General features: G+C 63.0%; 17 protein-coding genes. 4 read left to right on the forward strand and 13 right to left on the reverse strand.

Translation table 11 applies throughout. The annotated features are described in order from the left end of the window. The first annotated feature begins 94 nt into the window (after nucleotides 1–94). On the forward strand, nucleotides 95–1,354 hold the full coding sequence (locus VFA60_11195) for an MFS transporter (GenBank protein ID HZQ92350.1): 1,260 nt from the start codon (nucleotides 95–97) through the stop codon (nucleotides 1,352–1,354). Between the two features lie 66 nt (nucleotides 1,355–1,420). On the opposite strand, the gene VFA60_11200 is transcribed toward VFA60_11195, so the two are convergent. The 5 genes from VFA60_11200 to VFA60_11220 form a co-directional block, all read right to left on the reverse strand. Beyond that, complete coding sequence (locus VFA60_11200; protein HZQ92351.1) at nucleotides 1,421–3,622, reverse strand: penicillin-binding protein; 2,202 nt, start codon at nucleotides 3,620–3,622, stop codon at nucleotides 1,421–1,423. 348 nt (nucleotides 3,623–3,970) lie between these two features. Continuing rightward, entirely contained in the window at nucleotides 3,971–4,480 is a 510-nt protein-coding gene (locus VFA60_11205) for a cell division protein FtsL (GenBank protein ID HZQ92352.1), read from the reverse strand. Then, nucleotides 4,481–4,636, reverse strand: coding sequence for a hypothetical protein (locus VFA60_11210; GenBank protein HZQ92353.1), 156 nt, complete (start codon nucleotides 4,634–4,636; stop codon nucleotides 4,481–4,483). It lies immediately after the preceding gene. A gap of 312 nt (nucleotides 4,637–4,948) precedes the next feature. Beyond that, on the reverse strand, nucleotides 4,949–5,890 hold the full coding sequence (gene rsmH / locus VFA60_11215) for a 16S rRNA (cytosine(1402)-N(4))-methyltransferase RsmH (protein HZQ92354.1): 942 nt from the start codon (nucleotides 5,888–5,890) through the stop codon (nucleotides 4,949–4,951). 34 nt (nucleotides 5,891–5,924) lie between these two features. Beyond that, nucleotides 5,925–6,365 (reverse strand): division/cell wall cluster transcriptional repressor MraZ, encoded by a 441-nt coding sequence (locus VFA60_11220; protein ID HZQ92355.1) that lies wholly within the window; start codon nucleotides 6,363–6,365, stop codon nucleotides 5,925–5,927. A 617-nt stretch (nucleotides 6,366–6,982) separates the two neighbouring features. Here VFA60_11220 and VFA60_11225 point away from each other — a divergent pair. Then, a complete protein-coding gene (locus VFA60_11225; GenBank protein HZQ92356.1) occupies nucleotides 6,983–9,607 on the forward strand; it encodes a hypothetical protein in 2,625 nt (874 codons plus the stop codon). Between the two features lie 911 nt (nucleotides 9,608–10,518). Here the strand turns inward: VFA60_11225 and VFA60_11230 are convergent. The 8 genes from VFA60_11230 to VFA60_11265 form a co-directional block, all read right to left on the reverse strand. Beyond that, on the reverse strand, nucleotides 10,519–10,764 hold the full coding sequence (locus VFA60_11230) for a hypothetical protein (GenBank protein ID HZQ92357.1): 246 nt from the start codon (nucleotides 10,762–10,764) through the stop codon (nucleotides 10,519–10,521). Continuing rightward, nucleotides 10,761–11,483 (reverse strand): hypothetical protein, encoded by a 723-nt coding sequence (locus VFA60_11235; protein HZQ92358.1) that lies wholly within the window; start codon nucleotides 11,481–11,483, stop codon nucleotides 10,761–10,763. Before VFA60_11235 ends, VFA60_11230 begins: the two co-directional genes overlap by 4 nt. Before the next feature lie 972 nt (nucleotides 11,484–12,455). Then, on the reverse strand, nucleotides 12,456–12,860 hold the full coding sequence (locus tag VFA60_11240; protein ID HZQ92359.1) for a hypothetical protein: 405 nt from the start codon (nucleotides 12,858–12,860) through the stop codon (nucleotides 12,456–12,458). Beyond that, nucleotides 12,857–13,273, reverse strand: a complete 417-nt coding sequence (locus VFA60_11245) for a response regulator (protein ID HZQ92360.1) — start codon at nucleotides 13,271–13,273, stop codon at nucleotides 12,857–12,859. Before VFA60_11245 ends, VFA60_11240 begins: the two co-directional genes overlap by 4 nt. A gap of 190 nt (nucleotides 13,274–13,463) precedes the next feature. Then, nucleotides 13,464–14,846 carry a DUF58 domain-containing protein gene (locus VFA60_11250; GenBank protein ID HZQ92361.1) on the reverse strand — a complete coding sequence of 461 codons (1,383 nt, stop codon included), beginning with the start codon at nucleotides 14,844–14,846 and terminating at the stop codon, nucleotides 13,464–13,466. Between the two features lie 65 nt (nucleotides 14,847–14,911). Next, on the reverse strand, nucleotides 14,912–15,202 hold the full coding sequence (locus tag VFA60_11255) for a PGPGW domain-containing protein (GenBank protein ID HZQ92362.1): 291 nt from the start codon (nucleotides 15,200–15,202) through the stop codon (nucleotides 14,912–14,914). 51 nt (nucleotides 15,203–15,253) lie between these two features. Then, nucleotides 15,254–15,880 carry a DedA family protein gene (locus tag VFA60_11260; protein HZQ92363.1) on the reverse strand — a complete coding sequence of 209 codons (627 nt, stop codon included), beginning with the start codon at nucleotides 15,878–15,880 and terminating at the stop codon, nucleotides 15,254–15,256. 64 nt (nucleotides 15,881–15,944) lie between these two features. Then, nucleotides 15,945–16,859 (reverse strand): alpha/beta fold hydrolase, encoded by a 915-nt coding sequence (locus VFA60_11265; protein ID HZQ92364.1) that lies wholly within the window; start codon nucleotides 16,857–16,859, stop codon nucleotides 15,945–15,947. Between the two features lie 438 nt (nucleotides 16,860–17,297). On the opposite strand from VFA60_11265, the gene VFA60_11270 reads away from it, so the two are divergent. Next, nucleotides 17,298–20,219, forward strand: coding sequence for an ATP-binding protein (locus VFA60_11270; protein ID HZQ92365.1), 2,922 nt, complete (start codon nucleotides 17,298–17,300; stop codon nucleotides 20,217–20,219). Beyond that, complete coding sequence (locus VFA60_11275; protein HZQ92366.1) at nucleotides 20,212–21,654, forward strand: sigma-54 dependent transcriptional regulator; 1,443 nt, start codon at nucleotides 20,212–20,214, stop codon at nucleotides 21,652–21,654. Before VFA60_11270 ends, VFA60_11275 begins: the two co-directional genes overlap by 8 nt. Nucleotides 21,655–21,757: the final 103 nt, after the last annotated feature.

A 21,757-nucleotide genomic window follows, 5' to 3' on the forward strand; every position in this document is an offset into this window, starting at 1 on the left:
GCTGTTTTCCGCCCCGCGACTCTGGTGCTGCTACCTTCGTTCCCCGTCCCTTCCAGGTTGCAATCGCCGCTCGGGTGGCGCAGAATGCCTCGCCTTGGAGCGCGCATCGTCACTCCCGGCCAGCCTGCGCTCCTTTGCGCCCACCCTGTTCCTGCTGGCGCTCTCGGTCCTCATTAATTATGTGGACCGCGGCAACCTCTCGCTCGCCGCGCCGCTGCTCAAAGACGAGCTGCGTATCTCCGCCTCTCAGCTCGGCATCCTGCTCTCCGCGTTTTTCTGGACCTACACGCTCATGCACCTGGTGAGCGGCTGGCTCGTGGACCGTTTCGACGCCACGCTCGTCATCGCCGCCGGGTTCCTTGCCTGGACGCTGGCCACCGCTGCCACCGGCCTGGTCCAGGGCTTCGCCATGCTGATGGTCATGCGCTTCGCGCTCGGCGTGGGCGAATCGGTGGCATTCCCGGCCTGCTCCAAGATCCTCGCGCAGCATGTCCCGGAGTCTTTTCGCGGACTGGCCAACGCGATTGTGATCGCGGGCATGAAGTGTGGCCCGGCCGTGGGCACGTTCGTCGCCGGATCGCTCATGGCCTGGTATGGATGGCGCCCTGTCTTCGTGTGGATAGGCCTCGCCGGCCTGCTCTGGCTGCCCGCCTGGATGCGCTGGCGTCCCCGTCGCCCCGTGTTTGGCGGCACGCCGCTGCGGATTCGCACCATCGACATTTTGCGCCAGGGCTCCTTCTGGGGCGTTTCCGCCGGTCAGTTCGCCGCCAACTACGCGCTTTATCTGCTGGTCACGTGGCTGCCGTTTTACCTGGTGCACGAACGCGGGCTCACCATGCAGGTGATGGCGCGCACCGCCGCTCTTCTTTACCTCACCGACGCCGCAGCCGCGATCATCACCGGATTCACGACCGACTTCTTCATCGCGCGCGGTAACTCGCCCACCCTGGTGCGCAAGGCCGCCATCGCTACCGGCCACATTACAGCCGCGATGGCTCTGGTCCTCGCCGGCATCGCCGGCGACCAAACCTATATGGCCTTGCTCGCGGTCGCGGCGATCGGATGCGGCATCACCAGCTCCGGCCTCTACGCCTTTTCGCAGGCGCTCGCCGGACCGCAGGTGGCCGGCCGCTGGACGGGCCTGCAGAACGGCCTCGCCAATTTCGCCGGCGTTGTCGGGCCGGCCCTGACCGGCTTCGTGGTTGACTGGACGGGACGCTTCCAGACCGCGTTCGTGATCACCGCAGTTGTTTCCGTGCTCGGCGCAGCCTGCTGGGTCTTCGGCGTCGGCAAGCTGGAACAGGTCGCCTGGGTGGAAACTCTGCAAGCACGAGGCGTTGCCCCGGCCCGCTGAGCGATGGCGCGCCCCAGCTCTGTCTTCTCCTGGCAGACGTGGGACAACTACTCCGTCCCTCTGCCGCTATCGCCCGAACCTGACCGCCACATGCGCGCCCGCCGGAATCCTGCTGCCCGCCGGCGGTGACTGCTCGCGCGCCACGCCGCTGCCGAGCGCGTCCACTTCCAGGCCCTCGGCCTGGGCCAACTCGATCACCTGTCTCAGCGGTTTGCCCACAAACTGCGGCACCACCGTCCCGCCCTCAACGTCGAGCACCACCGTGCCGGTGTCCGCGGCCTTGATCTGGGCCGGCGTGAGCTTGGGTTCGAGCGGCTCCGTGTTGCGCGCCGGCTGCGGACGCGCCTTCTCCGGCTTGAACGACGCCGCCACCAGCCTGGCCGGCGCGGCCGGCGCCGCGACCGGTTGCGCCAGCTTCGACTGCACCGACGCGTCGTCGTCATCGCCCTGCCCGCCGAAATCGAGCGACGCCGACAGCCGGTCCGGCGAGCTCTCCTCCAGGTCGGCGTCGCGTACGCGGGCGCGCAGGGTACTCTGTCTCGGCGCGCGCAAATCGAGATCGTGTTGCACATTCATGTAGGCGAGCACGTCCTGCGCGATGCGCGCGAACACCGGCGCGGCAATCTGTCCGCCCTGGTGCAGGCCGCTGGCGGAGTCGAGGATCACCACGATTGTCACCGCCGGATCGCTCGCCGGCGCATAGCCGCCGAACGACGCCACGTATTTGGTCTTGGAATAAGCGCCGGTGGCCGGATCAACCTTCTGCGCCGTGCCCGTTTTGCCCGCCGCGCTGTAGCCCTCGAGCTGCGCCTTGGGCCCGGTGCCGTACTGCACCACCGCCTCCAGCATGCGGCGCATTTTTGCCGCCGTCTCCGGCGAGATCACTCGCCGCTCCGTCGGCGGCTTGTACGCGGCGGGCGCGACCACGGCGGGCGCGTTCGCCGACGCCGGCTGCGCCGCCGGCGGACGTCCGTTCAGCAGGATGTGCGGCGGCGTCCACACCCCGTTGTTGGCAATCGTCGAAATCAGCGCCGCCAGCTGAACCGCCGACACGCCAATCTCCTGACCCATCGAAATCGCGCCGATGGAAACTTTCGACCAGCGGGTCACCGGCTTCGTCATTCCGCGCGTTTCGCCCGGCAATTCGATGCCGGTCTGCGAGCCGAATCCGAAGGCGCGAATGTACTGGTCAAAGCGCTCGTTGCCCAGCCGCAGCCCGATCTTGATCGCGCCCACGTCGCTGGAATTGGCGATCACCTGCTCGATGGTGAGATTGCCGTACGCCTTGTGGTCGCGGATGCGCAATCCACCAATGACAATGGACCCCATCTGGCAGTCCACCACTTCGTCGGGCCGCGTCAGCTTCTCTTCCAGCGCCGCCGCGATGGTCACGATCTTGAACGTCGAGCCGGGCTCGTAGATGTCGCTCACCGCGCGGTTCTTCATCTGCGCCGGCGAGATGCCGCGGAAATTATTCGGATTGAACGTGGGCCGGTTCGCCAGCGCCAGGATTTCGCCGTTGCGCGGGTTCTGCACGATGACCGTGCCGGCCTCCGAGCGCGTCTCGCGCATGGCGCGGTCCAGTTCCCGCTCCGCGATGTACTGGATCTTTTCGTCGATGGTGAGCGTCAGGTTCTGGCCGGGTTCGGGCTGATGCTCCACGCGGCCGAACCAGCGTCCACGGGCGTCGCGCTGGATGAGCATCTTGCCCTGTTCGCCGCGGAGCTGCGCGTCGAAGGCGCGCTCGATCCCGCCCAGGCCTTCGTCATCCATGCCCACGTAGCCCACCACCTGCGCCGCCAGCTCGCGCTTGGGATAAAACCGCTTCGGTTCCTTCGTGAAGTAGATCCCGCGCAGGTTCAGCGCGCGCACGCGGTCGGCCGTCGGCGGATCGAGCTTGCGCGCCACCCAGGCGAAGGCGCGCGACGACTTCATGCGCGCCAGGATGTCGCTCGAATCCTGGCCCACGATCTTGCCCAGCAGGGCGGCGGTGCTTTCCGGGTCGGGAATTTCGCTCGGGACGGCGAACACCGAGTCCACCATCACCGACATGGCCAGCTCGTGCCCGGCGCGATCGAAGACAACGCCGCGCCGCGCCGCGACTTCCACCGTCCGCAATTGCTGGCGCGCGGCCCGCTGCTGGAAGTCGCCGTACTCAACCACCTGCAACTGCGCCAGCCGCAGCGATATCGCCACCGCCCAGAACCCAACGGCTGCGCCAAAAATGTAGAGCCGCTTGCGGGCTGTGTCTTTGTTCGGAGTGGTCATGCTGAGCGAGCGCGAAGCGCGAGTCGAAGCATCCCTGCCTCACTACTGCCGCCGCTGACACAACAAAAAAGCCGAGCCGCGGCCGCCATTCGATGAATGTAGAGCCGCTTGCGGGCTGTGTCTTTGTTCGGAGTGGTCATGCTGAGCGAGCGCGAAGCGCGAGTCGAAGCATCCCTGCCTCACCACTGCCGCCGCTGACACAACAAAGCCGGCCCGAGCCGCGGCCGCCATTCGATGATTGATAACCCCAGCACACGCTATGGACCGGCGGTGCTGGGGTTAATCGGTTTGCAACCCTGTTGAAGCTGAAAACCGATCTCGATGACGGGATACGCCCGCCACAAATTGTTAACGCAGCGTGGCGACTTCCGCCGCCGGCGGTGTGTAGCGCGCCAGCACCGGCCCGCCTGCTTCCTGCTGCGAGTTGTCGATGCGCTGCACCTGTCCGACCTCGGGCGATTGCAGGCCCATGCGCCGCGCCAGCACGTCGATGCGCTCCGGATCGCGCAGCGCCGCTTCTTCCAGCCGCAATTCGCGATTCAATTCCACCAGGCTTTCGCGCTGCGCCTTCTGCTGCTCGATGCGGTATCCGTACTCCACCGCGCTGAAGTGCTGCCAGGCGTAGAACATCACCATCAGGAACAGCAGCGAGCACGACGCGGCAAACATCATCATGTCGCGCGTGCGGCGCGGGTCGGCGACCTTCACCAGGCGCGAGTTGTCGATGACTTTTTCGAAGTAGATCTCCGGCATGCCGCGCGTCACCGCCACGCGGCGCGGCGCCACTTCGGTGGCCGGCTTGATGCGCGACCAGACGCGCGCCGCCGGTACTGCCCAGTTCAGAGCCCCGGCTGCCATTTACGCCACTCCGGCAACTGCTTCTCGCTGCGGAAGCTCGTAGACCGCGATCGATTCCATCTCGGCGAGCTGCGCTTCCAGCTCCAACTGGTGGACGTGCTCTTCAGCCCGCTCCACCGCGACCATCAGTTCGTCAATCAGTGTTCCCCGATGCATCCCTGCACCTCCGCCCCGCCAACCTTTTCCGGGACGGCGCCGGAAAGAAGGATTGGTTCCCGGCCGCAGCCGGCGGACCCGGGGAGGGTCCGTTTTCGCCCTAGTACAGGTTCGCAGTGCCGTCCCGAAACTTGAGCCGTTTGCGCGGCCTCTGGGCCGCGCGGCGAAATCCCGAGCGAATGCGAGGGATCTCAACCGGCTCCATAACTTCCCCCCGGCCTCGGCCGGGGCCCCGGTTGGTTGTCCGGGGGAACTTGCTTTGGTGCCCCACCTTCGCGCCGCGTTCTTTGCCTGGCTAACGTGGCGAAGCCCCTAAACTCTCTCCGCCGCTCGCAGCTTGGCGCTGCGCGAGCGCGGGTTCCGCGCCACTTCTTCCTCGTCGGCGGTTACCGGCTTTTTCGTCAGCAGCCGGTACCAACCCTGGTGCGCGCCGTGGCGCAGCGCGTCTTTCACAATGCGATCTTCCAGCGAGTGGAAACTGATCACCACCAGCCTCCCGCCCGGGCCCAGGACGCGCGGCGCCGCGCCCTCACTCAGCAGCGCCTGCAAGTCGTCCAGCTCTCGGTTTACCCAAATTCGGATTGCTTGGAAGGTCCGCGTCGCGGGATGAATCTGCCGGCGATTCATTGGCCGGGCCGCGGCCGATACCACCTGCGCTAAATGCGCCGTACTGCGTATCGGCCGCGCCCGACGAATGGCTCTGGCGATTCTCCGCGACCTCCTTTCCTCACCGAATTCGTAAATCAGATCGGCAAGCTCGCGCTCACCGAGCCGATTTACCGCTTGATCGGCGGTGCGCTCGCTGCGCGTGTCCATGCGCATGTCGAGCGGCCCTTCCGCCTGAAAACTGAATCCCCGCTCCGCCTCTCTGAGCTGCATCGAGCTCAGCCCCAGGTCGGCCAGCAGTCCGTCGGCTGAATCGCTTGCGAGATCCGCGACTTCCGCGAAGCTCGCCTGCTTCAGCTCGATCTGCGGCCACTCGCCCGCCAGTTCCGCGGGCGGCTGTAGGCGTTGGCGGGCGATGGCCAGCGCTGCTGAGTCCTTATCGAAGCCAATCAAACGTCCCCGTGCGCCCAGGCGTCTTGCGATTTCGTACGCGTGCCCGCCCAAACCCACCGTGGCGTCGATATAGGTCCCACCGCGCTTTACGGCCAGAAATTCGATCGCCGTTTTTAAAAGAACCGAAGCATGGCCTTGCCCACCATGCCCGCCCTGCTCGAGGGCGCCGTGCCCACTTCCAATCTCGTCTGCCATTCACGCCGCCCTGCTCCGCGGCGTCCGCCGTTCGCTAGATCCCCAGATCGTCCAGAGTCTTCTCATCCTCGGCCGTGAACGGGTTCTCAGCGATCTCCTTGCGGAAGGCCTCCATGTTGCGCACTTCCAGATAGCTCAACTGGCCCAGCACCGCCGCTTCGCCCTTCAGTTCGGCCGCATCGCGCAGCAGCGCCGGAATCAGCAGCCGACCCTGCCCGTCCATTTCCACCACCTGCCCGTAGTAGTTCGTCCGGTTGAGGAATTTCTTCTTGGTGGGATTGAAGGTGGAGAGCCGGTTCAGCTTCTCCTCGATGCGCTGCCACTCCTCGAAGGGATACACCAAGGCACTTTTGCCATCCAGGCTGGTGATGTAGAACTGATTGCCGTATTTCTCGTCCACCACGCGCTTGAACTCGGCCGGCACCTTCAGCCTGCCCTTTTCGTCTACGCGGGTTGGATGGTTGCCGCGAAACATGCGTCCTGCCTCGGTGCGGGGCCTTGGGTGCTAGAAACTTGGGTCCTGAGGTCTTCGGTCCTAAACTCTTGATTCCGGCTGCTACTGCCGCAGCCAGGGAGGTCAAAGCGGTCAAAACTTCGGTGCTTTCGGGCTCGCTGGTGCGGTTTGTCGGCTTTTTATCCGCCATTTGGCTGGCGCTCCACTTCGGTAGCGCTTCCCCCACCGGACACCCTGTAACCACCACTTTGGACCACTTTCGACCACATCCTACGCCTAATCCGTTTGCTGTCAATAAAAATCTTTAAGGTGGCCGCCCTACCCTTCCCTACCCCCGGCAAAGCGCAAGGAATCGCATCGCCAAGATTCGCGGCCACCAGCGGCGGGGTTTACTAACTTGGTTCAAGTCGGCCTAAGTCGAGGCTGAGCAGCGGATTTCCACCGAAACGCTCGATTTCGACAACTTGGTGTCTAGGCGCGGCAGGGAGAGGGGAGCTGCCGACTAACAATTTTGGAAGGGGAATTGATTTTCCCGAAACGGAACTACTTTTGCTCAGAAAATTTCATGGTGTCGAGCAACCAGCAACTCGCGTTGTGTTCTAATCGCGCACGGCTCAACCTAGATTCCGAGGTGCAGAATGCGCGATTCCCGCCACCTCCTCGCCCCCCTGATCCTGCGGTGTTCAGCCTTGTTTGTCCTAACGGCAGTTGCAGTCGCCGCGGACGCCCCAGCATCGAAGCCGAAGTCGCCTCCGGATAAACCGCAGAAGCTCATTGCGCCCTACTGGACGCTCGAACCCGGCTGGCATACCTCACTTGAAATCCGCAACAACTACGCTGCCCGCCCGCTAACCGTCACGCCCATCCTCCGCACCGCAAGCGGCGAGCAGCTGACGCTCGACGCGATTGACCTCAAACCCAGCGAGGGCCGCCGAATTGACCTGGCGCTGGCGACCGTGAAGTATCCGCCCTTGCTCGGCGACCGCGCCTATGGTTCTGTCGTGCTGCAATTCACCTCAGCCATGGCATTCAACGTGTATGCGGCCACCATGGTGCACATGCCGGGCAAGGCCATCGCCTACCACTTCGACGCCACCGACGAGCTCTCGGGCTTCGGAGCCGGCACATACGAAGGCATCTGGTGGATGCCGAGCACAACCGCCCACGGGCAGATGATGATTTCCAATACATCCGACCAGCCCGTAAACGCGAACGTAACGTGGTTCGATTCCAACGGGGCTACGCAGAGCACGCCGCTTGGCCTGGCAGCCGGCCAATCCCGCCGCCTCGACGTGCGCGACGCCATCACGCGCGGCAACCTCGCCGGCGATCACGGCGGCCTTCGCATTCAACTCGACGCCAAAGCTGGCTCGGTCTTCCTCGGCCACATCCTGTACGACGAAACCGCCAACTTCGGCGGTACGGTCAAGATGTTCGAGAAGTACAAATTCCACTCCAAGGCCACGACCAACACCATCCGCGCGCCCATGATTGCGCTCACCGAACCCGACGCGGCGCTGAATTTTCCCGCCGGGACCAAGCTCAACCCAACCGTATTCGTTCGGAACACGACGGCAGCCCCGAAGGACGTATCTCTGATGATTCGTTGGTTTGAGGGCGACAAGTCCGCCGCGGTCACCGTGCCATTAGGGCCGCTGGCAGCCAATGAAACCCGGGCCCTGAGTCTGCGGCAATTGCAAAACGACGGCGTCTTGCCCTCCTCAGCGCACTTCGCCGCCGTCCACTTCACCTACCAGGGCGACACCGGCGATTTGGTCGCGCTCGCCGCCTCCTACGACGACACTCTCCGCTATGGCGCGCAGTCACCCTTCGGCGACATGGTTTCCCATATGCTCGTGGGCACCCTCTGGACAGCCGATGTGCTCCACAACAGCATCATTACTGTAGGCAATGCCGGCACGAACCCAGCGGAAGTGGCGATAACACTGGTTTCGGCGGACGGAACTTTTCGTTACGAGCTTCCACACGCCATGCTGAGCGCTAGCGAGCAGACTTGGGTCAACATCGGCCAGCTCGTCAACAATCACGTTCCCGACCGCAAGGGCAAGGTGTTCCCCGACGGCACCACCTCCGGTACGTACGAGATCGAAGACGTGAAGAACCTGCCGAACGGCTATCTTTACGAAGGCAAGCTGGTGATGGACAAGACATACGGCCACGTCGGCTACGGTTGCGCCCAGTGCTGCGGATATAACCAGCCAACCGAAACTGAAGATCCTCTCCTCGGCCCTTTGCCAAACGGCAATGACCAAAAAGTTTGGGCCACCAACTGCGTCGGGACACCGAACGATGTCACGCCGTGGACTTACCAATGGTTCACATACGATGCCAATGTCGCCACAGTGAGCGAGGGCGGCCACGTGATAACCGGTGCCCCGGGCTTCACCATTGTGACCTCATACGCAGACCTCGAAGCTCCAGGCGGGCACATTTGCCCAATTGAGACGAGGACAACCGATGCACAGATTGTGGTGAATGGCTTCGACCTGAGTCCTGCGCAAAGCATCGTCGACGGGAACAGTAGTCAGTTCACCATCAGCGTAACCGGTGGAAGCCCAATCGCCTACGCTTGGTCTTTCACAGCCCCCGCCGGGGCTGGCAATAATCCAAACGTGACCTTTGGCTCGCCTGCGGCGCTCCAGACAGACACCGACGGGCACTGGTTCGCTCTACCCAATACTGCCTGCGGTGCTGGTTACAACGCCCAGTACACCATTAATGCGAAGGTCACATTCGATGACAATCAAGAAATAAACAAGAACACCACACTTACTGTATCGATACCTTCAACAGCGGCATTCGTTGACCCCAACGTTGCGAATATTTCTGGTTCTCCCGATGACGCCCAAGACCCGACTACTCACAAATGGACCATCACAGGCACAGGTACAATGGCTCGCGTAGTGCCCGTATCGGCCACGTATAACATTCCGGCCACGAGCCAGTTCCGCCACAAGGCCGAGATCCACGAAGGAGTGCACTTGGCAAACTGGATCCAGGGAGCAGGGCACCTCTTTGGGGACCTGTTCCTCGTTGCCGACCTTTATAACCAAATCAAGGACCTAACAGGGGATACAGAATTTGATTTACTCGACCAAGTTCGCCAGGTGAAGGTGGCCTACATAAACGATCAGCGCTCGACCGTGCAGGGTCGGTTGTCCCAGGACGAGCAGCAGGCTTACTCCGCCTCCGATCCGGTACCGCCGCAATACAAGTACCAAGGGAGCTGTGGAGGATTATGATTCTCAGCAAACTGTGTCGCCGTGGAGTTCTCGGCATAATGGCTACAGGGTGGCTTTGCGCCGCCCTTGGACAACTCGATAGTCCGGCAATAAAGCCAGAGAATGATGTTAGGCAGTTGTACAGCCGAGCGGCGTCATGTCAGGCGGTTGTTATTGGCAAGGCCGTTAAATCGCGGATTGTGTCTAAACGAATTGCACGGAATGACTTGGCGGCAATGCGTGCTTCAGTCAATAATCCAGTTGACGGTCAGCTGTTTGAAGTGGAGATAGAACGGATCGTGTGCCATCAGTCCGACTTGGTGCCTAGGGCCCGAACGTCGTTGCAGAGTTCCCCACTCGAGTCAATCCAGGTTGCGTATATTTTTGTGCCCGAAGACGAGCCGCATTCTCAAAGTGGGTACCGGCAGGAGTACCTGCTAAAAGGCGAGCGGTATCTTCTTTTCTTAGTAGAGGCACCGAGAGATCTCCAGGTTAAATGGACCGCTGAGTTGGAGCTCGACCCAGAGTTGCGATATTTTCGTACTCTCGAGTACTCGCGAGGCGCAGTTCCACTCCCAGCACAGGCCGTCAGCCCAAACTACGCAACGCAGTCGCCGGTCCTTGAAAGGCTCGACAAGCTCTGTTCGGCGACAAAGGCTGCCACAAAGGGCAATCTTGATCCGCTAAAAGCTCTAAGGAATTCCGATGATAGCGCGCTGAAAGAGGCGGCATCGGAGGCGTTGCAACGGTTTACGGAGAATCCCTAGGAGAACGGAGTCTGGCAGGAGAAGGGAGTCTGAACCGGTGCCACCTCCTTTGCGGAGCGGCTTTCGCGTCGCAAGATACAAAGGGTGGGCGCCGTTGCGCTGACCACGCGTTTCGGGCGAACATGAACTGCCGCGAACCTACACGCGGACCATATACTAATGTCGTTATACTAATGTCGTTATACTAATGTCGTTCACCTCACCTGTCGTAAAACCCGCGCCGATCCAGACTTTTATCGTCGTGTTGCTTGCCCAGTATGCGTTCTTGCCGTTTGATTGCTCGGTGGGCGGTGGCGTGAGGTTCGTTTGCGCATGCACGCCGCGGAGGTGAAACAGCGGCCATAGGGCTGGAATGAATAGCGCTGCTGCAATCGCGGCGTGTGGCAGGAGCGACCCCAGCCAGCGCTTCATTGGCGAGCCCTCTCCCGTTCGGCTGCAAGCGAGACGGCATCTTGCACTAATTGTAGGAAAGCGGGACGACTCCGAAAGTCTTGTGCAAACTTCCCCGGATGCGTCTTTGCGGGAATTGCCCGATCGCCAGAAATGAGAAAACTCTTGTCGGCGAAAGCCTTGAAAGTCCCCGTGTTCGGAATCTGGTACAAGAAAAATAAATATTGCTCGCCGAGACGAAAGAGACGAAACTCGGGGTCGATTGCCCGGACCGGGTGGCCGTTGACCGTCGTAACGCCGCCTGCGCGTGCGACCACAATAATATTTCCGGAAAATACTTGGCCGGTAACATCCTTAAGGACTTGCTCGATGCGCACCTCGTAATCGGAAAAAACGAAGGAGTGATCCGCCGTGAGCGCCGAATGACGTTTCAGAGGCGTCGCCAGGACAACGAGGTCAGCATTCGCGGCTTTCGTGGCGAGCCAACTGCGGACACTTCCATCGGGCATACCCGTCAGGGGCCGGTCACCAACTGTTCGAGTGACGACGACTAAGTCCTTATTTTGATTTTCCGGCAGGGCAACCTGCCGCTCAAGGGAAGGGCTGCCACCATATTCCATGAAGTGCGTCGAATCGGCGGCCAGAACTTCCGGAGTGACTTGCGAACGCAAGTCCTGTGCAGGCCCTGGAAGTAGGTTCCCAAACAAGACTAGGAATATAAGTACGAGAACTCGATTCATTCCTATCCTCCTTTTCCCGGGCGCACGGACCTCGTGCTATTCTACCCTGACATGAGACGTGCCCGGCTATATCCAAATGTTCCCGACTTAGTCAAGTATCCAGATGACGAGAGGTGCTTGGCCAGTGTTTGCGTCCGCTATCCAGTTGATCGCGATCTTTAGCTGGATTGCTGCTTTAGACGGGAAAGCATTTCCATGTAGCGGTTGAAGCATGGCGAACAGAAGTCAGGTGTTCGCTGACCATTGCGTCGCGGGCCTCGACGGGATGTTCGGCCATGCGCTGTAGGTCGGACTCCGGTGGGCAGCCAAACCGCTGAGGGTCGGGGAACGATTCTGAGAGGTAGGACTTAGCAAAGCCAAAAAAATCGGCTTCGTTAAACTCTTCACTAAATTTAGGTCCGTCTTTTCCTGTCATCGGTCTGCTGGCTTCCGTTTCCTCATTCTGGTCGGGCCGGCATTCACTGACGATGCTCCAGATCCGCGGGGTGCCCCATCCTTTGCGGAGCGCGTTTTGCTCCGCAAAGGGTGGGCGGCGCTCACGTCTGCTCGCGCATTGGGCTATAACAAGAGTTCGAACCCAGTGGAATTCCTGTCAAGTCCCCGCACAGCTTCAATTCCGCGCAACCCCCTGCAATCATTCCGACTAAACTTTAGCGCCGCCTTCCCATTCTCCCTGCCCAAACTGCTACCCTGAAAGCAGGCCCGCGCACACGCGCGGGTTTTTCGTTCTTTGACAAAGTCGGCGGCTAAGTCCTTTAGACAACGGATCTTGCGTGTAACTCCTTTAGATGAACGGACCACCGGCGGATCCCTACCGTTAACCTCATGATTCCATTCAATGGCAGGGGGAGGGGTGAGAGGTATATGTCCGGTCTGTTCGACTTCGTAGAGACGTAGCTTGCTACGTCTCCCGGCTTCGACTCGAGTGTGTGCTCTTGGCCAGCAGCCAGTAGCCAGCAGCCGGCAGCGCCTTTACTGCACGCTGCCGGACGCAGCTTTCACCAGGCGCGCCGCGGCCGCGCGCGCGATCTCGTCATCGGTGGTCTCGCATTCGAAGATCTGGTCCGCGCCGCTGTTGATCGCGTTCTTCAGCGCCTCCAGCGACCTCTCCGGCGCCAGCACGGCCACGAACGCGCCCGGGAAGATCATGCGGAAGACCGCCGCCAGCGACCAGCCGTCGGCGTGCTCTGAGATGGTGGCGGAGACGATCGCGGCATCGAACACGTGCTGGCTGAGCATCAGCAGCGCGGTCGGCAGGTCGCGCGCCACCACCGTGCGCATGCCCGCCTCGACGCACGCGTTGTGCAGCGCGGTGGCACGCTCCAGGCTGGGATGCACCACCAGCGCCAGTCCCCGATGCTGCGCGGTGGCGGTCATTTGCTTCCTCGCGCCGCCGCGCGCCTCGAGATCAGGCGCCGCAACGCGCCGATCAGCTCTTCCAGGTCCACCGGCTTCGTGGCCAGGTAGTCCACGCGCAGCTCCAGCGCCTGCGTCGCGTTCTCGACGTTGGCATAACCGGTGCAGATGACGATTACCGGCCGCGGATCGAGCGTCTGCGCGCTGCGCACGACCTCCAGGCCGATGTCGTCGCGCTCCATGTTCAGGTCGGTAATGACGGCGTCATAGCGATGGCCGTTGGCAAACAGCATGAGGGCTTCGGCGCAACTGTAGGCTGCGACCACGCTGTAGCCCTCGCGCTCGAAGATCAGCTTCAGCGTCAGGGTGACGCTGGGCTCGTCATCCACGATCAGCAGCGACCGGCTTCCGTTGATGGCTCCGGGCGGTTTCATCAGCTCGGAAAACTCAGATGCAGGATGGCCGCTTCCGGTCAACTCGCCGGGAAAAATTCACATCCAAGAACTCGGACGTGGACTTGGGGGCCGCCCCAGGAAACCATCGGCCCGCACCATCGCTCGACAAAGCTGGTTTTCGCGAAACGCGCAATGAAACGCGGAGCGAGTGGTGTGCCCCGCCGATTGTTCATCTGTCCATGAACACGAAGTACGAGCACGCCCACAACGCCGTCGGAATCGAGCCGCGCGGGCGCGCGGTGACGATCACGTTGTAGTCATCGGTGCCCGCCGGAATTTTTTCCATCATGGATTCGCCGGCCGCCGGCTCCGCCAGCGCAAGGTGCCGCAGGAATCCGTAAACGTCCTGTCCCGCGGCGCAGCCCTGCGCCATGAACTCCAGCTCGGTGTTCTCGGCTGCGAAGTGCCACGCCAGCGACGCTGCCAGCATCACGCCGCGCTCGTAGGCGGCCTCGGAGACCGCGCCCGGAGCGGGATTGTCGAAGACAATCCGCAGCCGCCGCTCGTCTTCGCGGGTGAACTCGCGGACCTTGAGCGCGCCGCTGCGCGCGCTCGCCTTCCAGTCCACGTGCCGCGCCGAGTCCTCGGGCATGTATTCGCGGATGCGGTACAGGTCGTGCCCGCGCCCGCTGACGAACGCTTCGAACTCGCCGGTGATCATGGGCAGGATCTCGAGCAGCTCGTCGGTTTCCTCCACCGAAGGATAGACAACGATCTCGCGTTCCAGCGTTACCCGTCGCGTCTTCACCAGGAAGGAAAACGGAAAACGCGTGGCGACGCCGAGCGCGTCCTGCCGGTAGCGCCCGCGGCGCGCGAAGTTCAGTTCCACGTCGGCGCTGCCCACCGCGCCCGGCGCGATGTAGGGAAAGTAGACCGCGCCGTCGAAAATGCGCGGGCCCGCGGGCGGCGCTTCCACCACGCGCCACTGCAGGTCGGGAATGCGCACCCACTGCCGCTCCGGCGGGCGCTTCGGCGGAAACGCAAACACGCCCGGGACCCAGCGGCGGCGCAGCCGCGTCCCCGGCCGCTTGGGCGGCGCGATAGTAACGGAAAACGCCGGCGCAACTCTCCGGCGATTGCGCAGCTTGAACCGCGCCCACACCGCGCGCCGCGCGAACACGTGCTGCGGCAGCGCGATGTCGAGTTCCAACCCGCGCAGCAGCGCCGCCGAGGCGATGCCGGAAATCAGGATCGATGCCAGCATGGCGGCGACAACGATGAACAGCAGGTTGTTGCCGGTGTTCAGCGCCGCCACGCCGACGACCAGCACCAGAATCAGATAACCGGCGCCTTCGCGGGTCACGTCGTAGTCGAACGCGTCGCGCATGCGCGCCACCACCACGCGCCGCGCCAGGTAAGGCACGCTGATCACCGCCACCAGCCCCGCCAGCAGCAGGGCCGCCGAGGCCAGCAGCGCCGTGGCCAGCACGTTGCCCGCGTATCGGAACACGGTGGAGAAGACCGCGGCAGTGAACGCCAGCGCTAGTCCGCCGATGGCGGCGAAAAAGCGCACCCAGGCTTCGCGATCAATCTTCGCGAGCGCAGCTCTCAACCGTGATGCTGGCGACGCCACGGCCGCAGGCTAGCACTGCGCCCAGGCCGGAGCAACGCACCGTTTCACTCCGGCTTGGAATCGGCCTTTTGTTCGGGCTTGGCTCCGCTCGGCCCGATGCGCCGCAGCCATGCCTGCGCGCGTCCACCCGCGCGGTCGGCCCGCCGCGCCGCGCTGGGAAATTTTTCGCGCAGTCGCCGCAGCAGGTGGTGCGCCCACACGTACTCGGTGGAGAGAATCAGCAGCCCGATCACGATGAACAGGATTCCCTGCAGGATGGGGAGAACCAGTCCCGCCACGCCAAGGAGCAGAAAGGCCCACCCCAGGGCGATGGTGGCGATGCGTTTGGCGGTCATGCTCGGCCGGCACTCACAGGATAGCAGCGCTTCAGGCGCCCGTGCGCGGCGCTATTCCGGCTCGGCCGCCTCGTCCTGCATGCGCCGCCGGTAGGCGCGAACCGTCCAGTAGATGAGCACCACCGCCGCCACGGCGATGATCGCGTTGGCGCGGCCCATCAGCCGCTCCAGCCTCTCGAACTGTCCGCCGAATAAGTAACCGAGGCCCGATATTACGCTGACCCAGACCACCGCGCCGAGAAAATTGAAAATGGCGAACTTCCGCCAGTGCATCCGCAGAACGCCCGCCAGCGGTCCGGCGATGATCCGCATTCCGAAAATGAAGCGCGCGAAGAACACGGTGACCGCGCCGTGTTTGGCGAACAAGCGCTCGCCCATCGCGATCGTGCGGTTGCGGATCCGGAAAAAATGCCGGTAGCGCTCCAGCAGCTTGCGGCCGCCGCGGTGTCCGATGGCATACCCGATGTTGTCGCCCACCGTGCATGCGCAGATGCCGGCCACAATCACCACCGGCAGGTGCAGCTTGTTCTCCGACCATGCCAGGAAGCTGGCGAACAGCAGCACGGTCTCGCCCGGCACCGGGATGCCCATGTTCTCCAGCAGCAGGGCAATCACCACGGCCCAGTAGCCGAACTCGGCGAAGAACGCGCGCAGATGCGCGAAGAGCCAGCTATCCATGGCAGCACACAGCAGTCAGCAATCAGCACTCAGCCAATGCAGGCCCGAGCTTCAAGATACAGCTTCAGGGCTGAATGCCGAGTGCTGAATGCTGAGCGCTGGTTAGGAATGAGATGACTGCCGCATTGAAGTTGTCCGGCGCTTCCTCATACGGCAGATGCCCAACGCCGGGCAGAAGCACGGTGCGCGTGTTCGGCAATCGCTTCGCCAGTTCCGCGGCCGACGAAGCCATCACCGCCGGATCGCGCTCGCCCCACAGCACCAGCGTTGGAAGATGCGCAATCTGGGGGAGCGCGCGCTCCAGCTCGTCCAGGTCCTGATGCCAGGTTCGCAGGATGCGCAGTGTGTGCTCCACCGACCCGGGCGGGCGCAGATAGCTCGCGTACGTTTCCGCCGTCCCCGGAGGGATGCGTCGCGGGTCGCCGTAAACGCGGCGCAGGAAGAATCCGCGCAGCGGCGGCGCCAGTATCTTCAGGCACGGAACCGTCACGAACTGCGGCAGCAGGTTCAGCGCGGCGATACGGCCGCGTGGTCCGCGCGACCACGGATTCACCGCCGCCACCAGCAGCAGCCTTTGAATCCGCTTGTCGCCTGCCGCATCCATCGCGGCTGCCTTCATCGCGACGGCTCCGCCGTGCGACGTGCCCAGCAGATCAAAGCGTTCCACGCCGCAGGCGGCGCAGAAATTCAGCAGCCACTTCGCCAGGCCCCGCAGCGAGCAGTCCATCGGAAGGCGTTGCGATTCGCCCGCCCCCGGCAGGTCGAGCGCAAACACGGTACGTATGCGCGCCAGTTCGGGCAAATTGAAGCGCCAGGAGAAAGCCGATGCGATCAGCCCATGCACCAGCACCAGCGGCGGACCATCGCCGCCGTGCAGATAGCGCACCCGCACGCCGTCCACGGTGATCCACCGTTCAGCGAGACCAGCCGCCACAGCGGAGGCGCTGTATACCGTGGCGTGTTGGAGCCTGGTGTTCAAGAAGGAAATCGCCGGTAGCGAGACGACGGTTTAGTGACGCCCATCTTCACTGTCTACCATTCACTATCCACTTTCCACCGCTTTTTGCAGGCAACCGAACCGCACCTGCTTGATTCCAATCTGAGCGAATCGCCTCTGTCGCTTCTGTTGGGGAGCCTGTGCAGGCTCCCCGTTTTTGTTGGCCGATCGGCGACGCCATCCTGTTCCAAGCGGGGCGCACAGGTCTGGCGCTTTTTCCGTAAGGCGCGCGCCGAAAAGCGCCATCCTACGCCGTTCGGAATATCCACTTCCGCCCGCCCCGCATCTTACAACCTATTCAGAACAAAGCAGTTCTGGATACAGCCTTCCAGATTGGCCTACCAAAAATGGTAGCCGTTCGCGTAAGTCGCTTCTATAATTGCGTAACGCGCAGTTCCGAAAGCACTTAGACGATCCCATATGGCGTTGCGGCTGGCACCCGAGTTGCATCACAAGCAAGCGGAGAAGTATGCACTCGGCGAGGCGCCTCGCACCCCGCCGCTGTCGCGCCGCCCCATGGCCAAGGATTTCCAAGTCCGGTTCGTTGCCGTTGTCCTCGCTTTCCTCACCTTGGCATCGGCAATCTTCGCCTGGATCAACTTCCGCAAGGAGCGCGAATACCCGGTCCCCTACGACGGCGTGTGGTGGGTGGAGCGAGTGGACGGCCTCGCCGCCCAGCGCGTGGACTCCGAAGGACCCGGCGCCCGCGCCGGCATCAAGCAGGGTGACCGCCTCATTGCCGTCGCCGGCCAGGACGTCCGCAACGCGGCTGCCCTCAGCCGGCAAATGTACAAGACCGGCGTCTACGGCAAGGTTACGTACTCGATTGTGCGCGGGGGCGTTGCCCTCGATGCGCCGATCATCCTCACGCCCGCCGACCGGTCGCTCAACTCCGGCCTGCGGCTGATCGCGCTGATCTATCTCGGGATCGGCCTGTACGTGCTCCTGCGACGCTGGACCGCGCCCAAGTCGACGCACTTCTACGTTTTCTGCCTGGTGTCGTTCATTTTTTACGCATTCCACTACACCGGCAAGCTGAATTCGTTTGATTGGATCATCTATTGGTCCAACGAGGTCGCCTGGCTCCTGCAGCCGGCGCTGTTCCTGCACTTCGCCTTCACCTTCCCCGAGACGAAGGAGTTCGTTCGCCGCCATCGCTGGCTGCCGGCCGTGGTCTACCTGCCGGCGGTGCTGCTCGGCGCTTTGCACGTTTCGGCCATCCGCCTGCTGCCGCCCAGCGAGCTGCTGCGCTTCAACCTTGACCGCGTGCAGATGGGCTACCTGGCGCTGTACTTCATCGGCGCCGCGGGCGTGCTGTGGCACAGCTATCGCCACGCGGCCACTCCCATCCTGCGCCAGCAGATGAAGTGGGTGACGCGCGGCACAATTCTTGCCATCGCGCCGTTCACGCTGTTCTACGTCGTCCCCTACCTGCTCGGCGCGTTGCCCACTGCGACCATGAAGGTCTCGGTGCTGTCGCTGGTGTTTCTGCCGCTGACCTTCGGCTACGCCATCTTCCGTTACCGGCTCATGGACGTGGACATCATCTTCAAGCGCGGCGTCGCCTACACGCTGGCGGCCGCGTCCATTGCCGGACTGTTCTACCTGGTGGTCGCTCTGGCCGCCGAGATCGTCCACAAGAACCTGCCCAGCGCAGGCCCGACCGGGCTGATCGTCGCCATCATCGTCACGTCATTCCTGTTCGACCCGGTCAAGAATTGGATCCAGGAGCGCATGGACCAGTTCTTCTCCCGCCAGCGCGTGGACTATCGCAAGACGCTGGTCGAGTTCGGCCGCGAGCTGAGCTCCGAGACCGACATGGACAAGATGCTCAGCGCCGTGGTCGATCGCCTCTCGCGCACGCTCATGGTCGTGCGCGTGGCCGTTTTTCTCGCCGATGAGAAGGCGCCCGGCGGCTTCGTCATGGCCAAGTCCGCGGGCATGGGCGACCTTCTGGGGCTTGACCTGAGCTTCCTGAGCGCGCCGCGTCCCGGCCAGCACGGACACCTGTTCTTCGACAATACGCACCAGGCGCTGCGCGAAACCCCGAGCGCACAGGAAACCATCGCTCGCCTCGACCTGAACTACTACATCCCCTGCACCGTGCAGCAGAGCGCGGTCGCCGTCCTCGGCCTGGGCAAGACGATGGAAGGCGACTTCCTCACCAGCGAAGACGTGGAACTGCTCGAGACGCTCGCCGGTTACATCGGCATCGCCATCCAGAACGCCCGCCTATACGCTTCGCTCGAGCAGAAAGTGCAGCAGTACGAGCGCCTGAAGGACTTCAACGAGAACATCGTGGAGTCCATCAGCGTAGGCGTGCTCGCGGTGGACCTGGACGACCGCATCGAGTTCTGGAACTCGCAGATGGAAGTGATGTACGCGCTGCCGCGCTCGGAAGCGGTCGGCAAACCGCTGGCGGACGTGTTTCCTGCCGCCTTCACCGAAGAGTTCTACCGGCTGCGGCAGTCGGGCGGCATTCACAACCTCTACAAGTTCCGGCTGGGCACGCGCACCGGCGAAAACCGCGTGGCCAACATCGCCATTGCGCCGCTGGTCACGCGCCGCTTCAACGTGATTGGCCGCCTCATCATCGTTGACGACATCACCGAGCGCATCGAGCTGGAATCGCAGCTCACGCAGGCGGAAAAGCTCAGCTCCATCGGCCTGATGGCCGCGGGCGTGGCGCACGAAGTCAACACGCCGCTGGCGGTGATCTCCAGCTACGCGCAGATGCTTTCCAAGCAGCTCCAGGGCGACGAGAAGAAGTCGTCGCTGCTGGAAAAGATCACCGCGCAGAGCTTCCGCGCCTCCGAGATCGTCAACAACCTGCTGAACTTCTCGCGCACCGGCGCCTCCGAGTTCGGCGAGGTGGACGTGAACCGCGTGATCCACGAAACGCTCATGCTGCTGGAGCACCAGTTCAAGACGGCGCGCATCCGCATCGAGCAGGAACTCGATCCGGAGCTGCCGCACATCCACGGCAACGCCGGCAAACTGCAGCAGGTGTTCCTGAACCTGTTCCTGAACGCGAAAGACGCCATGCTCAGCGGCGGCACGCTGCACGTGAGCACCTCGAACGGCTCGGGCGTGAACGTGCGCGTGCGCGACACCGGCGCCGGCATCGCGCAGGAACACCTGAGCCGCATCTACGATCCGTTCTTCACCACCAAACACGCGCCCCGCAATAACGGCCAGGGACGCGGCACCGGCCTGGGCCTCGCCGTTACCTACGGCATCATCCAGGAGCACGCCGGCAAGATTCGCGTGGAGAGCCGCGTGGGAGAAGGCACGACCTTCCACCTGGAATTCCCTTTGATAAGGAAGGCAGTGAATGTCTAGAGCTGTTGCCTCTACGCCGCTACGCAGCTCGCCACCGCTGGAAGGCGGGGCGCGCACGGGCGCCATTTTGATCATTGACGACGAAGCCGCCATTCGCGAGTCGCTGCAGACGCTGCTCGAACTGGAAGGCTACCGCGTGGAAGTTGCCGGCGACGGCGACGAAGGCCTCGCCCGCCTCGGCAACGAACCCTTCGACGTGGTCCTGCTGGACTACGCGCTTCCCGGCCGCAACGGTCTCAAGGTGCTCACTGAAATCCGCGAGCGCGACCCGCAGATGGCCGTCATCATGGTCACCGCCTTCGGCACGGTGGAGAACGCGGTGAAGGCCATGCAGGGCGGCGCCGTCAACTTCATCCAGAAGCCCTGGGACAACGAAAAACTGCTCGCCGACGTGGGCGCGGCCATCGCGCACCGCCGCATCGAAGAGGAAAACGTACAGCTCAAGCGCGCCCTCAAGCAGCGCTACAACTTCGAAAACATCGTCGGCAAGTCCGACACCATGCTGCGCATCTTCGACCTGGTGAGCCAGGTGGCGCCCTCGCGCTCTACCGTGCTCATCCAGGGCGAGAGCGGCACCGGAAAAGAGCTGATCGCGAAAGCGATCCACATGAACTCGCCCCGCAAGGACCGCGCTTTCGTCCCGGTCAACACCGGTTCGATGCCCGCCGACCTGCTCGAGTCCACCCTGTTTGGTCACGTGAAAGGCGCGTTCACCAGCGCGGTCGCATCGAAGAAGGGCCTGTTCGAGATCGCCGACCGCGGCACGCTGTTCCTCGACGAAATCGGCGCCATGAGCCTGGAGACGCAGGCAAAAATCCTCCGCGTGCTCCAGGACCGAAAGTTCATGCACCTGGGCGGCGTGCAGGAAATCCAGGTGGACGTGCGCATCATCGCCGCCACCAACGTGGACCTGCGGCAACTGGTGCGCGAGGGCCGCTTCCGCGACGACCTCTACTATCGCCTGAACGTCATCACACTCGACCTGCCGCCGCTGCGCAACCGCCGCGAGGACATCACACTCCTCGTCGATCACTTCCTGCGCAAGTTCTCCACCGAAAACGACAAGCCGATGCGGCAGATGTCGGTCGAAGCGCTGCGTCCGCTGCTCGACTACGCCTGGCCGGGCAACGTACGCGAACTGGAGAACGTGGTCGAGCGCGCCGTGGTGCTCTCCAACGGCCCCGTCATCGGCCCTGACCTGCTGCCCGACCATATCGCGGGCCGAGGCGCGGCGCAGCAGCTCATCGAGCACCGGCCCGACGCCTCGCTGTTCGACATCATGGAAGAGTGCGAGCGCCGCATCATCGCCGATATGCTCGAGCGCTGCAATTGGAACCAGACCGAGGCCGCCGAGCAGTTCCACGTCCCGCTCTCGACGCTGAACCAGAAGATCAAGCGCCTGAACATCGAAATCCGCAAGAAATCGAAGGACTAATGCTCCAAGCGCTCACCTCGATTCTGCGGGGTCTGAGGTTCTGGGGATTGATCCTGCAATCTTGAAGCGCCGTCTTGGGCCCGTGTTCTTGGCGGGCTCAGGA

It is taken from the genome of Terriglobales bacterium (assembly GCA_035651995.1).
Taxonomy (GTDB): domain Bacteria; phylum Acidobacteriota; class Terriglobia; order Terriglobales; family Acidobacteriaceae; genus DASRER01.

Coding starts and splice junctions, on each gene's coding strand:
- VFA60_11200 (HZQ92351.1), bottom strand. CDS start 3,622: ATGACCACTCCGAACAAAGACACAGCCCGCAAGCGGCTCTACATTTTT.
- VFA60_11205 (HZQ92352.1), bottom strand. CDS start 4,480: ATGGCAGCCGGGGCTCTGAACTGGGCAGTACCGGCGGCGCGCGTCTGG.
- VFA60_11210 (HZQ92353.1), bottom strand. CDS start 4,636: ATGCATCGGGGAACACTGATTGACGAACTGATGGTCGCGGTGGAGCGG.
- rsmH (HZQ92354.1), bottom strand. CDS start 5,890: ATGGCAGACGAGATTGGAAGTGGGCACGGCGCCCTCGAGCAGGGCGGG.
- VFA60_11220 (HZQ92355.1), bottom strand. CDS start 6,365: ATGTTTCGCGGCAACCATCCAACCCGCGTAGACGAAAAGGGCAGGCTG.
- VFA60_11225 (HZQ92356.1), top strand. CDS start 6,983: ATGCGCGATTCCCGCCACCTCCTCGCCCCCCTGATCCTGCGGTGTTCA.
- VFA60_11230 (HZQ92357.1), bottom strand. CDS start 10,764: ATGAAGCGCTGGCTGGGGTCGCTCCTGCCACACGCCGCGATTGCAGCA.
- VFA60_11235 (HZQ92358.1), bottom strand. CDS start 11,483: ATGAATCGAGTTCTCGTACTTATATTCCTAGTCTTGTTTGGGAACCTA.
- VFA60_11240 (HZQ92359.1), bottom strand. CDS start 12,860: ATGACCGCCACCGCGCAGCATCGGGGACTGGCGCTGGTGGTGCATCCC.
- VFA60_11245 (HZQ92360.1), bottom strand. CDS start 13,273: ATGAAACCGCCCGGAGCCATCAACGGAAGCCGGTCGCTGCTGATCGTG.
- VFA60_11255 (HZQ92362.1), bottom strand. CDS start 15,202: ATGACCGCCAAACGCATCGCCACCATCGCCCTGGGGTGGGCCTTTCTG.
- VFA60_11260 (HZQ92363.1), bottom strand. CDS start 15,880: ATGGATAGCTGGCTCTTCGCGCATCTGCGCGCGTTCTTCGCCGAGTTC.
- VFA60_11270 (HZQ92365.1), top strand. CDS start 17,298: ATGGCGTTGCGGCTGGCACCCGAGTTGCATCACAAGCAAGCGGAGAAG.
- VFA60_11275 (HZQ92366.1), top strand. CDS start 20,212: ATGTCTAGAGCTGTTGCCTCTACGCCGCTACGCAGCTCGCCACCGCTG.